At 67.1% G+C, this 11,943-nt stretch carries 12 protein-coding genes; 4 read left to right on the top strand and 8 right to left on the bottom strand.

The genetic code is table 11. The features are described from left to right. Positions 1–9 precede the first annotated feature (9 nt). Positions 10–582 (top strand): VOC family protein, encoded by a 573-nt coding sequence (locus tag MJO58_RS25980; protein ID WP_239721420.1) that lies wholly within the window; start codon positions 10–12, stop codon positions 580–582. Between the two features lie 6 nt (positions 583–588). On the opposite strand, the gene MJO58_RS25975 is transcribed toward MJO58_RS25980, so the two are convergent. Further along, a complete protein-coding gene (locus MJO58_RS25975) occupies positions 589–1,269 on the bottom strand; it encodes a class I SAM-dependent methyltransferase (RefSeq protein ID WP_090607633.1) in 681 nt (226 codons plus the stop codon). A 19-nt stretch (positions 1,270–1,288) separates the two neighbouring features. Continuing rightward, on the bottom strand, positions 1,289–2,764 hold the full coding sequence (locus tag MJO58_RS25970; RefSeq protein WP_239721419.1) for a glutamate-cysteine ligase family protein: 1,476 nt from the start codon (positions 2,762–2,764) through the stop codon (positions 1,289–1,291). A gap of 145 nt (positions 2,765–2,909) precedes the next feature. Here MJO58_RS25970 and glpK point away from each other — a divergent pair, with 145 nt between their 5' ends. Next, complete coding sequence (gene glpK / locus MJO58_RS25965; RefSeq protein ID WP_090607630.1) at positions 2,910–4,466, top strand: glycerol kinase GlpK; 1,557 nt, start codon at positions 2,910–2,912, stop codon at positions 4,464–4,466. 48 nt (positions 4,467–4,514) lie between these two features. Here the strand turns inward: glpK and MJO58_RS25960 are convergent, their stop codons facing one another. Continuing rightward, positions 4,515–5,255, bottom strand: coding sequence for a PadR family transcriptional regulator (locus MJO58_RS25960; protein ID WP_090607629.1), 741 nt, complete (start codon positions 5,253–5,255; stop codon positions 4,515–4,517). Between the two features lie 199 nt (positions 5,256–5,454). On the opposite strand from MJO58_RS25960, the gene MJO58_RS25955 reads away from it, so the two are divergent. Continuing rightward, positions 5,455–5,823, top strand: a complete 369-nt coding sequence (locus tag MJO58_RS25955; RefSeq protein WP_350355906.1) for a hypothetical protein — start codon at positions 5,455–5,457, stop codon at positions 5,821–5,823. On the opposite strand, the gene MJO58_RS25950 is transcribed toward MJO58_RS25955, so the two are convergent. Next, complete coding sequence (locus MJO58_RS25950; protein WP_239721418.1) at positions 5,824–6,756, bottom strand: RDD family protein; 933 nt, start codon at positions 6,754–6,756, stop codon at positions 5,824–5,826. A gap of 72 nt (positions 6,757–6,828) precedes the next feature. On the opposite strand from MJO58_RS25950, the gene MJO58_RS25945 reads away from it, so the two are divergent. Further along, positions 6,829–7,821, top strand: a complete 993-nt coding sequence (locus MJO58_RS25945; protein WP_090607625.1) for a stage II sporulation protein M — start codon at positions 6,829–6,831, stop codon at positions 7,819–7,821. A gap of 3 nt (positions 7,822–7,824) precedes the next feature. Here the strand turns inward: MJO58_RS25945 and MJO58_RS25940 are convergent, their stop codons facing one another. From MJO58_RS25940 to MJO58_RS25925, 4 genes are read right to left on the bottom strand one after another with little or no spacing between them, the layout of a single operon-like run. Then, positions 7,825–9,159: a DUF58 domain-containing protein gene (locus tag MJO58_RS25940; RefSeq protein WP_239721417.1), complete on the bottom strand. Its 1,335-nt coding sequence runs from the start codon at positions 9,157–9,159 to the stop codon at positions 7,825–7,827. Further along, the gene (locus MJO58_RS25935) at positions 9,159–10,154 is read right to left on the bottom strand and encodes an AAA family ATPase (RefSeq protein WP_090607620.1); all 996 of its coding nucleotides are present in this window, start codon (positions 10,152–10,154) and stop codon (positions 9,159–9,161) included. The genes MJO58_RS25940 and MJO58_RS25935 overlap by 1 nt, the downstream gene beginning before the upstream one ends. After that, a complete protein-coding gene (locus tag MJO58_RS25930) occupies positions 10,151–11,290 on the bottom strand; it encodes a DUF4350 domain-containing protein (protein WP_239721416.1) in 1,140 nt (379 codons plus the stop codon). The genes MJO58_RS25935 and MJO58_RS25930 overlap by 4 nt, the downstream gene beginning before the upstream one ends. Then, a complete protein-coding gene (locus MJO58_RS25925; RefSeq protein ID WP_090607618.1) occupies positions 11,290–11,943 on the bottom strand; it encodes a DUF4129 domain-containing protein in 654 nt (217 codons plus the stop codon). Before MJO58_RS25925 ends, MJO58_RS25930 begins: the two co-directional genes overlap by 1 nt.

Raw genomic sequence — 11,943 nt, 5'->3', positions numbered from 1 at the left:
TCAACCGCGATGTCCACCCTGACCTGGCTCGGCGTACCCGGCGACGAAAGTGCTTGGACTGCACTAGGATTCACTCTAGATGACTACGAGATCCGCGTCGGGCGGGTGGCCTGCGCGCTGACCGGCGAGCGGGGCTGGGGGTTCGACGAAATCTGCGCGCCGCCCGACGCCCTCGGGATACCGACGGCGGTCTGCCCACCGGTGACCGGCGCGGTGCACCCCTGTGGGGTCACCCATGTCGACCACATCGTCTACACGGTGCGCGAATTGGACACTGCCACCACCGCTCTCACTGCGGTGCTCGGCGCCCCGCCGCGTCGACGGTTTCACCCGCGGGGTGCCCAAGGACCCGAGATGGCGTTCTACCGCGTCGGCGAGGGATTCATCGAGGTGGTCGCCGCGGGCAGTGCGCCGGCACTGATCGGGCTGGCGCTATGGTCTCCCGACCTGGACGCCACCGTCGCGGCTATTCGCGCCGCGGGTGGTCCGATCGGCGATCCCAAGCCCGCGGTGCAGGGCGGTCGGATCGCGAGCGTTTGGCAGGGCCACCTGGACTGGGGCCTGGCCATCATGGGGCCGTGACCCGAATCAGCCTGCCTTGTGCGCCGTCAGCAGGTACGCGGGAAGCTTCATCCGGCCCTTGTCGTCGCGGTCGTGCGGCGGGAACTGGAACGGCGCTTCGGGCATATCGACGATATTCGCGTGGATGTAGGCGGGCCGAATCTCGTCGATCTCCCAGTACTTGCTCACTGCGGCACGCAATTCGTCCTCGTCCACCTCGTTGGGCTTCGCGTCCATCTCGGCGGGGAAGGCGCCCTTGGCGAACACCAGCACGTAATAGTTGGCGCCGGGGGCGGCCGCGCGGTGCACCGAACGCAGGTAGTCGTCGCGGCCCTCGACCGGCAGCGAGTGAAACAGCGTGCTGTCGGCGATCGTCGCGAACCGTTCGTCGTAGCCGGTGAACGAGGTGATGTCGGCCTGGACGAAGCTGGCGCTGCTCAAGCCGCGTTCCTCGGCTGCCCGGGTGGCCGCCGCGACAGCAGTAGGCGTGAGGTCGACGCCCACCACCGTGTAGCCCTGGGCGGCCAGCGTCAACGACAGCTCGGCGACGCCGCAACCGGCATCCAGCACGTCGCTGTGGAACTTGCCGGCCGCAATCAATGCGGCCAATTCGGGCTGTGGCTCACCGATATTCCACGGCGGAGGCCCCTTGAACTCGCCCTGCTCGCGATAGGCGCTGTCCCAGTCCATTACCTCGTCGGGTGTCATGAATCCAAGCTACCCGCGGCTAGCAGGGCCAGGTGTGGACCGGCTCGTTGGCGTGCATGTGCTCGCAATACCGGCGCAGCATCTGCGCCAGCGCCGCGCGCCGCGTCATGCCGGAGTCCTGCAGTGCGCGCACCGTTGCCACCTGCCAGCTGGCGCCGTTGCGGCCGGCCTTGGCGCGGCCCTCGATGACACCGAGGAAACGATCGCGCACCTCGGCGTCCACACCCCACCGGCGCAGTCCTTCGTCGGCGATCGGCAGCAGCGTGTCGAGCACCAGCTTGGTCGCCGCTACCTCACCCAGACCGGGCCAATGCAGCACGGTGTCCATCCCGTGGCGGGCCGCTTCGAGGAAATTATGATGCGCCGCAGCGAAACTCATCTTCGTCCACAGCGGGTTCTCCTCCTCGGACAAGGTGCGCAGCGTGCCGTAGTAGAACGCGGAGTTGGCCAGCATGTCGATGACGGTGGGGCCGGCGGGCAACACCCGATTCTCCAACCGCAGGTGCGGACGCCCGTTGACCACGTCGTACACCGGGCGGTTCCACCGGTACACGGTGCCGTTGTGCAGCCGAAGTTCGGGCAACTGCGGGATGCGGCCGGCGGCCAGCTCGCTGGCCGGATCCTCGTCGGACAACTCGGGCAGCAGGGACGGAAAGTAACGGATGTTCTCTTTGAACAGATCGAGGATCGAACTGATCCAGCGCTCGCCGAACCACACTCGTGGCCGTACCCCTTGAGTCTTGAGTTCCTCGGGCCGGGTGTCGGTGGACTGCGAGAACACCTCGATACGGGTCTCCGACCACAGCTGATGACCGAAGAAGTAGGGCGAGTTGGCGCCCAGCGCCAGCTGCGGGCCGGCCATCACCTGGGCCGCGTTCCAGTTCGGGGCGAAGTCGTCGGGGGAGACCTGCAAGTGCAATTGCATACTGGTGCAAGCGGATTCGGGAGCGATGGTCACCGATTCCCAACTCAGCGGCTCCGGGCCGGAGATATGTATCGGAATGTCCTCACCGCGCGCGTTGAAGATCGAGTCGTTGAGCGCGGCGTACCGCGTCGAATCGCTCATCCAACCGTCGCGGGACAGATGCTCGGGCATCAGCGTCGGTAGGATGCCGATCATCACGATGCGGGTGCCCTCCGCGCCGGCCTTGGTCTGCGCATCGTTGAGGCTGGCCCGCACTTCTGCCTCCAGATCCAGGCCGGTGTGTCCTGGCAGCGGCCGGGGAGGCACGTTGAATTCGATGTTGTAGGCGCCTAATTCCTTCTGGTAGGCCGGATCCGCGATGGCATCGAGCACGGGCCGATTCGACATGGCGGGCTGATAGTCGCCATCGACGAGATTGCATTCGATTTCCATGCCGGTCAGCGGGCGGTCGGAGTCGAAGCGCGACTGGGCGAGCATCGTCTCGAAGACGTCCAGACACAGCTGCACCTTGCGCCGGTACTCCCGCGCATGGGCGCGGTCGTACGTGGTGCGCTTGACCTCTTCGCCCACATCGCCGATGGAACAGGGTTACCGGCGGTAACGCAAGAGCCACCGGACTCCTCAGCGGCGGATCGCGCCGCCGCGTGCGCACCCGGGCATCGCGAATCGGGTCGGTTAGCTGCGGATCTGGTGGACCGATCCACCATCATGGACGATGGCAGGAACGTGTCGCAGTTCACGACGAAGGAGACAGGTGGCCGAGTTCGTCGCAGCTATCGATCAAGGCACCACCAGCACCCGCTGCATGATTTTCGATCACGACGGCGCCGAGGTCGCGCGTCATCAGCTCGAGCACGAGCAGATCCTGCCGCAGGCCGGCTGGGTCGAGCACAATCCGATCGAGATCTGGGAACGTACCTCCTCGGTACTGATGTCGGTGCTGAACACCTCTAAGTTTTCGACGAAAGACATTGCTGCGCTGGGGATTACAAACCAACGCGAGACGACTCTGGTGTGGAATCGGCGTACCGGCCGCCCGTATTACAACGCGATCGTGTGGCAGGACACCCGTACCGACCGGATCGCGTCGGCACTGGATCGCGACGGGCGTGGCGACGTGATTCGCCGTAAGGCCGGCCTGCCCCCGGCCACGTATTTCTCCGGCGGGAAGCTGCAGTGGATCCTCGACAACGTCGACGGCGTGCGCGCGGCGGCCGAAAACGGTGACGCTCTGTTCGGCACCGCGGACACCTGGGTGTTGTGGAATCTGACCGGCGGTGCGCGAGGCGGGGTACATGTCACCGACGTGACCAATGCCAGCCGGACCATGCTGATGGACCTGGAAACGCTGGACTGGGACGACGAGCTGTTGTCGTTCTTCTCGATTCCGCGCGCAATGCTGCCGTCGATCGCGTCGTCGTCGCCCACGCAGCCCTACGGCGTCACGTCGGCAGCTGGGCCGCTCGGCGCCGAGGTGCCGATCACCGGCGTGTTGGGTGACCAGCATGCCGCGATGGTCGGGCAGGTATGCCTGTCCGCTGGAGAGGCGAAAAACACCTACGGCACCGGCAATTTCCTCTTACTCAATACCGGCGAGACCATAGTGCGTTCCGACAACGGTCTGCTGACCACGGTCTGTTACCAGTTCGGGGACGCCAAACCCGTTTACGCGCTGGAGGGCTCGATCGCGGTTACCGGCTCGGCGGTGCAGTGGCTACGCGACCAGCTGGGCATCATCAGCGGTGCCGCGCAAAGCGAATGGCTGGCCCGCGAGGTTCCCGACAACGGCGGCGTGTACTTCGTCCCGGCGTTCTCCGGGTTGTTCGCCCCGTATTGGCGTTCCGATGCGCGCGGTGTGATCGTCGGGCTGTCGCGGTACAACACCAACGCGCATCTGGCCCGCGCGACGCTGGAGGCGATCTGCTACCAGAGCCGTGACGTGGTGGATGCGATGGCCGCGGATTCCGGTGTGCGCCTTGAGGTGCTCAAAGTCGACGGCGGCATCACCGGCAACGAGCTGTGCATGCAGATCCAGGCCGACGTGCTGGGAGTGGACGTGGTCCGGCCGGTGGTCGCCGAGACCACCGCGCTGGGTGCTGCCTACGCGGCCGGGTTGGCGGTCGGTTTCTGGGCCGATCCGTCCGACCTGCGGGCCAACTGGCAGGAAGACAAGCGGTGGACGCCGAAGTGGGACGACGCGTCGCGCGCCGAGGGATATGCGGGCTGGCGTAAGGCGGTGCAGCGCACGCTGGATTGGGTCGACGTCTCCTAGCGAAGTGCCCGCCGGCCCATGGCCGGCGGGCACTTCCCAGCGCAACGGTCAGTCCTCGCCGAGGATGCCGTAGACCTCGCGGCGCGCATTGTTCAGAATCTCGATGATGCGCTGCTGCTGTTCGGCGGAGGCGGTGTGCGCGGATTGCGCGATCGCCCCGAACAGCTGGCCGATGGCCGACCGCAGGTTCATCTGACCGGGGTCGGCGCCCTCGGCGATCTCGTCCCACGGCGGGGTCTCGACCTTCTCGGCAGCCGCACGCCCTTCTTCGGTCAGCTCGAAAAGCTTTTTGCTGCCGTCGCTTTCGCTCGCGGTGATCAGGCCCTCGTCGTCGAGCAGCTGCAGCGTCGGGTACACCGAGCCGGGGCTGGGCTTCCAGATCCCATTGCTGCGTTCGGCGATCTGCTGGATCATCTCGTAGCCGTGCATCGGCCGCTCGGCGAGCAGTGCCAGGATGGCCGCCCGTACGTCACCGCGCTTACCGCGGTTGTGGCCGCCGCGACGCCAGCCGCCGCGTCGTCCGCCGAAGCCCGGGCCGAAACCGGGGCCAAAGCCGGGCCCGAAGCCGGGGCCGAAGCCCGGGCCGAAACCGGGGCCGAAGCCCTGATCGCCGGCCTGGTCGCGGAGGTTTTCGAAGAATTCGCGGCGGGCCTGCCGCCGTGCGCCGTGCAGGGCACGCCGTTGCTCCCGGCCGTGTCCTGGCCCAGCTCCGAAGCCGGGGCCGAAGCCGAATCCGGTGCCGGGGTGACCGGCGAATGGTCCCTCAGGGGGAGTGAATGGGTTGCTCATTGTTGTAGTCCTCAATGTTCTCGGAGTAACGCACCGTTTGTGCGCTTCGGAATATCACGATATATCGTGAACGATCGCGATGCAACGACGGATTTCGGTCGGCGGTTGCCGTACCGGGGATTATGCGGCCCTGACCTGCAGAAAAGGATCCTGTAGGAGCTTCGTTTGTCCCGGCTGGGTGACGGGTACGGACTCCGGGATGAACGCAGCGAACTCCAACGTGACGTTCCACAGCACGGTGTCGGCGCGGCACGGCCACGACCCGCACGTGTGGCCATGGGTGAACTGGGGTTTGGCGCTGTCGACGGTGCCGGCCGCCGCGATCGTCATGCTCTTCGCGCTCGGCGCCGTGATGAGTACCGACGGGTGCACCGACCACAGCTGCCCCAACCTGCGCCGCGGGATCGATTTCGGCGTGGCCTTTTACGGGGCGCCGCTGGTCGCGTTCGTCGTCATCCTGATCACGTTTTTCACGGCCAAGCGCCGCGGCGGCATTGCGGTGCCGCTGTTCGGTTGGGCGTTATTGGTCGCCGATGTGGCGCTGATGGCCGTCAAGGTCGCGAGCTGACTAGCGCGGCGGCGAGAAGCCGCCCGTTTGCTGTTCCTGCTCCGGCGGCGTCGCCTGCGGTGCTGTCGGCTGCGGCCAGGCGACTGGCGCGGGCTGGCGCGGCATGGCCGCCGGCGGTGCGGCGGGCCAGCCGGGCGGTGCCTGATATTGCGGCCCGGCAGTCCACGGTCCTGGCGGTGGGCCCGGCGGCATCGCGGTGCGCAACCGCGCCAGCTCGCGGCGGTGGCGTTCGGCCAGGACGGCAGCCAGGACCAGTTCGGGCGCAGTGCCGGGCGGAGGTGGCGGCGCGATCCGGGCGACCACGTCACCGGCGATTCGGTATGACATCTGCAGCCGCAGCTGCGGATCGAGTTGGTGTGCGCGGGAAAGGAATTGGCGTGCGACTTCGGCCTGGCCGGCATCGAGATTCGACAACTGCAGCGACGACGCCCACCACGCCAGTGACGGAGGCATCATCGGGGGCGGCCCCAATCGTGGCCCCCGTTCACTGACAACGACCGTCCCGGCGAAGATGTCGCCGACACGCTTGGCCTTCGACGAGAAGATGCTGCAGATCACGGCCGGGCTCCCGGCGAGCATCCAAATCTCCACCACCGATGCCAGCGCGCGAAAAAGGGCCTGCCGGAAGCGTTCTGGGCCGCCGTCGTCGGATACAACGCGCAAGCCCATGATGATCTTGCCCAGCGAGCGCCCCCGGGTTGCCGTTTCGAATGCGATCGGATAGCCGACCATCACCAGCGCCGTGAAAATGATCAGGATGGCCCCGCTCAGCGCGCTGTCGAATTGCGTCAGCGTCGCCGCCCAGAGAAGCAGCCCGACGATGTACAGCAGGAAGATCACCGTGATGTCGATCAGCGCGCTCAGGGCTCGCACCGGCAGCTGGGCGATCTGCACGTCCAGCACCACGGCGTCCCCGGTCACCACCTCCGACATAACACCGAACGGTACAGGTTCGCTGGGTGTGACCGGCTGCGGTCGTTGGCCCCGAAACATTAGGCTGCCAAGGTGGACGTCGACGCATTCGTGCTGACCCATCGCCCGACCTGGGACCGGCTTGACCAGTTGATCAAGCGGCGCAGGTCGCTGACGGGCGCGGAGGTCGACGAACTCGTCGAGCTTTACCAGCGAGTGTCCACCCATCTGTCGATGCTGCGGTCGGCATCCTCGGATTCGCTGATGATCGGTCGACTGTCCAGCCTGATCGCGCGTGCCCGCTCCGCGGTCACCGGTGCCCATGCGCCACTGACCAGCACGTTCACCAGGTTCTGGACGGTGTCCTTCCCGGTGACCGCCTACCGTGCCTGGCGGTGGTGGTTGGCCACCGCGGTGGCCTTCCTAGGCGTCGCGGTGATCATCGCGGTCTGGGTGGCGAGCAATCCCGATGTGCAGGCCGCGGTCGGAACACCCAGCGACATCGACCATTTGGTCAACCACGACATCGCCGAGTACTACAGCGAACACCCCGCCGCGGCGTTCGCCCTGCAGGTCTGGGTGAACAACTCCTGGGTCTCTGCCCAATGCATCGCATTTTCGGTGTTGTTGGGCCTGCCGATTCCGTTCGTGCTGTTCCAAAACGCCGCCAACCTGGGTTTGATCGCGGGGCTGATGTTTCAGGCTGGCAAGGGCGGCATCCTGTTGGGTTTGCTGCTTCCGCACGGGCTGCTGGAGCTGACCGCGGTGTTCCTGTCCGGGGCAGCGGGGATGCGACTGGGGTGGTCGGTGATATCGCCCGGAGATCGGCCGCGCGGACAGGTGCTCGCCGAACAGGGCCGGGCCGTCGTGTCGGTGGCGATTGGACTCGTCGGGGTACTGCTGGTGTCTGGGTTGATCGAAGCCTTGGTGACGCCGTCACCCCTGCCGACGTTCATTCGTATCGCGATCGGGGTGCTCGCCGAGGCGGCGTTCCTGACGTATGTCATCTACTTCGGGCGCCGCGCCGTGCGGGCCGGGGAAACTGGCGATATCGACGATGCGCCCGACGTGGTTCCCACCCGCTGAAACTTACAGCCGCCCAGTCGCTTTCATCGCCAAGTAACGGTCGGCGAGCGCGGGCGCCAATTCGTCGGGTGGCGCGTCGACGACCTCCACCCCGCTTAGGCGCAGCCGTGTCGCGATCGCGCGGCGGTCGTTGCGGGACCGTTCGGCGGCCGCCGCATCGTAGACCGCCGCCGCATCCGAACGGCCGGTAGCCATTTGGTCCACCCGCGGATCGGAGACCGCGGCGACCAGCAGATGGTGCTTGGACGACAGTTGCGGTAACACCGGCAGCAGTCCCTCGTCCAGAGCGGTTGCGTTGAGATCGGTCAGCAGCACCACCAGGGATCGCCGCCGGGTACGCCGCGCGATCGCGGCAACCATTGCACGCCAATCGGATTCGACCAGCGTGGGCTGTAGCGGGGCCATCGCCTCGACCAGCTGGGCGAGCAACTCGGTACGCGATGCACCGAACACGCCAGCGCGACTCAGCCGGTCATGAGCGAGGAAGTCCACATGATCGCCGGCCCGCGATGCGAGCGCCGCCAGCAGCAGTGCGGCGTCCATCGACCAGTCCAGACGGGGCCAGCCCGCTGGGTCGGCTTCGGCATGGGTGGAGGTCGGATCGACGCCGACGCGGCCCGCCGCCATGCGCCCGGTGTCCAGCACGATCACCACCCGCCGGTCACGTTCGGGCCGCCAGGTGCGGACCATGACGTCGGCGCGGCGCGCCGACGCACGCCAATCGATCGACCGCACGTCGTCGCCGACGACATACTCACGCAGCGAGTCGAATTCGGTTCCCTGCCCGCGGATCAGCGTCGGCAGCAGACCGTCGATCTCACGCAGTTTGGCCAGCCGCGCCGGCAGGTGCTTGCGCGACAAGAACGGCGGCAGCACCCGGACCTGGCCGGGCACCGGCTGCGAACCTTGCCGTCCCGCCAACCCCAGCGGCCCGATCGACCGGGCGGTGACCGCCGCCGCGCGCTGGTCGCCGCGGCGGACCGGTCGCAGGTGCGTCTGGACATGCTGACATTGCCCGGCGGCGATCTTGATCTCGTGGATGCGCGGTTCGGCACGCGCACTAGGTGGCCACGCATCGCGGATCTGGCCGCGGAACCGGCGGGGGCCGTCGTTGTGGATCTCCAGCTTCATGTCCACCGGTTGACCAAGCCGCACCGAGCTGTTCGGCGAACGGACATAACGCAGTTTGCGAGTATTCGCGGCCAGCGCGATATCGACAGCCACGACCGCCGCCAGCGCCGCCAGCAGCGCCTCGAAAACCTTTGCCGGCCAAGGAGAGAGCGCGATCGGAATGATGAAGATCAACGCCGCCAGGCCGGTGCGCCCGGTCAGGATCACTAGCGTGGCACCGGAACCGATGCCAAGATGCCGTCGAGCACTCCATCGGGCGTCGCGCCCTCGAGTTCGGCTTCGGGACGAAGCATCACCCGGTGCCGCAGCGTCGGGCGGGCCATCGCCTTCACGTCGTCGGGAGTGACGTAGTTTCGGCCGGACAGCCAGGCCCAGGAGCGTGCGGTGCCCAGCAGGGCCGTCGCACCACGCGGTGACACGCCTAGTTGCAATGCGGGGGAGGAGCGGGTGGCTCCGACGATGTCGACGATGTAGCCCAGTACCTCGTCGGCGATCAGAACGTGTTGCACCGCTTCGCGCCCCGCGGCCAGCTCGGCAGGCCCGGCGACCGGTTTGATCGCGGACAGGTCGCGGGGATCGAAGCCGTGCGCGTGCCGGCCGAGGATGGCGATTTCGGAATCACGGGACGGCAGTGTCACGTTCAGCTTGAGCAGGAACCGGTCGAGCTGGGCTTCCGGCAACTGATAGGTGCCCTCGTATTCGATGGGGTTCTGGGTGGCCGCGACGATGAAGGGGTCTGGTAGCGGCCGGGGTTCGCCGTCCACGCTGACCTGCCGTTCCTCCATTGCTTCGAGCAGCGCGGCCTGCGTCTTGGGCGGGGTGCGGTTAATCTCGTCTGCGAGCAGCAGATTGGTGAATACCGGGCCGGGGCGGAATGCGAACTCGGCGGTGCGCGCGTCGTACACCAGTGAGCCGGTGACATCGCCGGGCATCAGGTCGGGGGTGAACTGCACCCGCTTGAATTCCAGTCGCAGTGCCGCGGCCAGCGTCCGCACCAGGAGCGTCTTCGCCACTCCCGGAACACCTTCCAGCAGCACATGGCCGCGACACAACAGCGCGATCACCAGGCCGCTGATCACCCCTTCCTGTCCGACGACGGCCTTGGCGAGTTCGGCGCGCAACGCCAGCAGCGCGTCGCGCGCCGAGTCGGCGGCCGGGGATGGTGCGGTGGCGGCTTGCGGGGCCGAAGGGGACTGCGTCACGAGTTGGTGACCTGCCTTTCGATTTCGTCGAGCGCACGGGCGAGTTGCAGCAAGTCGTTGTCGGTGTCCGGCGGCGGGCCGAACAGATGGTAGGAAACGAATCCCGCGTCTATGCCGGTGCGTTGGGCGACGGTCATCTGCACCGCCTGTGCCGGTGCGCCGGTGCCTAAACCCAGCCGGGGTAGCAGCCGGTGCAGTGCCGCGGTGCGCAGCGCGGCGGCGGCGCGATCGCGTGCGCGGCGGGATCGGTACAGCCGGCCTCGGCCCTCCACGGTCTCCGACGCGCGCACCACGACGGGCAGGTCCTCGGCTACCAGCGGACCGGGCCGGCGCGCCTTCCACAGCGCGACCAGCAGCACGACGACCAGCAGCTGCCAGACCATCCAGTTCACATTGTCCGGAATCAGGTCGAAAATCGATGTGGCGGAGCTGGTTTCACCTTCGATGTGGTGCGGCGCGTACCAGATCAAGCGGGGGCGGTCGCCCGCGAGATTCATCGCCAGCGCGGCATTGCCCGCCTGCGTCAGGGCTTGGTTGGTCATGAAGTCGCTGCTTCCGACCGCAGTGACGGTTCGCCCGTCGTCCCGGAAGCGAATCAGCACGCCGTCGTAGCAGCGGGTGACCACCCGGGTGTCTTTGACGTCGAACGTGTCGGCGGGACCGAAGCGAACCGATCCGGCCCGAGTGGCCTCGCGCAGCGTGCAGTTGGGATCGCTGTCGAAGGAACTGGCGCCCGAGATACGCACGCCGGGCAGCAGAGCTTCGCGGGTTCGCGCCGTCGGCTCGACCAGAAGCAGATCGCCGGGTGCCTTGGCCAGCCGCTCCAGCATGTCTTCGGACAGATATTGGCTTTGCGCCAACAGGATTTGCGTGTCGGGGCGGGCCGCGTGTTCGACGTCGGCGAGGTTGTCGGCCACCACAACGTCGACACCGCCGTCGCGCAGCAGGGTGACCAATGCGTGGGCGCCGTCGGTTCCGGTGGACTCCGCGTCCAGACGGGCCCCCGGTCGCGGCGCGGTCAGGTAGGCACCGAGCCAGGCGATGGCCGCCAGCACAACCAGGGTGAGGACGACGCCGCGCCACGACCGCCAACGGCCGGTGGTCGCGATCGCGGGTTGAGACGTGGTGGTGGCCATCACCGCACCTGAGCCCATGATTCGACGGGGTTGTAGTGCGCTGCCGTGGATGCGGTGGCAGGCGCGCGCAACCGCAAATGGTCGTCGAGGTCAGCGATCATCTGGTAGGCGGACTGGGTCCCGGGCACCTCGCCGTACGTGACATCGTTGAACGCCGTTGCCGCTTGCGACAATTCGCCGGTCAGATGAGGCAGCACGTCGCCTGCGTCTCGGGCCAACTCGTTGGCAGTGCGCCCGGGCGCCGGGTTCAGCACCCCGGTCTCTTCGAGTTGGCGCGCGATGGCGCGCAACCGGTGGCGAATGGCTGCGGTCCAATTTCCTTCCGCTGCATAGCGTTGCGCTGTCTGGCGATGCTGGGCCGCGGTCAGCTGGGCGGTTTCGAACAACTGGTAGTCACCGCGGCGCCTGCTGCGCATCGTGCGTCGCGCGGTGTGGATGGCCACGATGATCGCAATGGCCAGCAGGGTGAGCAGCACCGCGGTGGTCAACCAGCCACCGGGCAGCGAGGAGGTCTTCTGCAACAGCCGGTACAGCAACTCGTTGAGCCAATCCATGAGCTGCTGAGTCGCGGACGCCTTGGTATAGATCGGCTTGCTGAGCTCGTCGGCTGCGGCCTGGCGTGCGGCATCGCGGTCGATGTCGATAGAAGGCAC

Source organism: Mycobacterium lentiflavum (assembly GCF_022374895.2).
GTDB classification, from domain to species: domain Bacteria; phylum Actinomycetota; class Actinomycetes; order Mycobacteriales; family Mycobacteriaceae; genus Mycobacterium; species Mycobacterium lentiflavum.
This window is presented reverse-complemented; position numbering and strand designations above follow the sequence as displayed.

Coding starts and splice junctions, on each gene's coding strand:
- MJO58_RS25980 (WP_239721420.1), top strand. CDS start 10: ATGTCCACCCTGACCTGGCTCGGCGTACCCGGCGACGAAAGTGCTTGG.
- MJO58_RS25975 (WP_090607633.1), bottom strand. CDS start 1,269: ATGACACCCGACGAGGTAATGGACTGGGACAGCGCCTATCGCGAGCAG.
- glpK (WP_090607630.1), top strand. CDS start 2,910: ATGGCAGGAACGTGTCGCAGTTCACGACGAAGGAGACAGGTGGCCGAG.
- MJO58_RS25960 (WP_090607629.1), bottom strand. CDS start 5,255: ATGAGCAACCCATTCACTCCCCCTGAGGGACCATTCGCCGGTCACCCC.
- MJO58_RS25955 (WP_350355906.1), top strand. CDS start 5,455: ATGAACGCAGCGAACTCCAACGTGACGTTCCACAGCACGGTGTCGGCG.
- MJO58_RS25950 (WP_239721418.1), bottom strand. CDS start 6,756: ATGTCGGAGGTGGTGACCGGGGACGCCGTGGTGCTGGACGTGCAGATC.
- MJO58_RS25930 (WP_239721416.1), bottom strand. CDS start 11,290: ATGGCCACCACCACGTCTCAACCCGCGATCGCGACCACCGGCCGTTGG.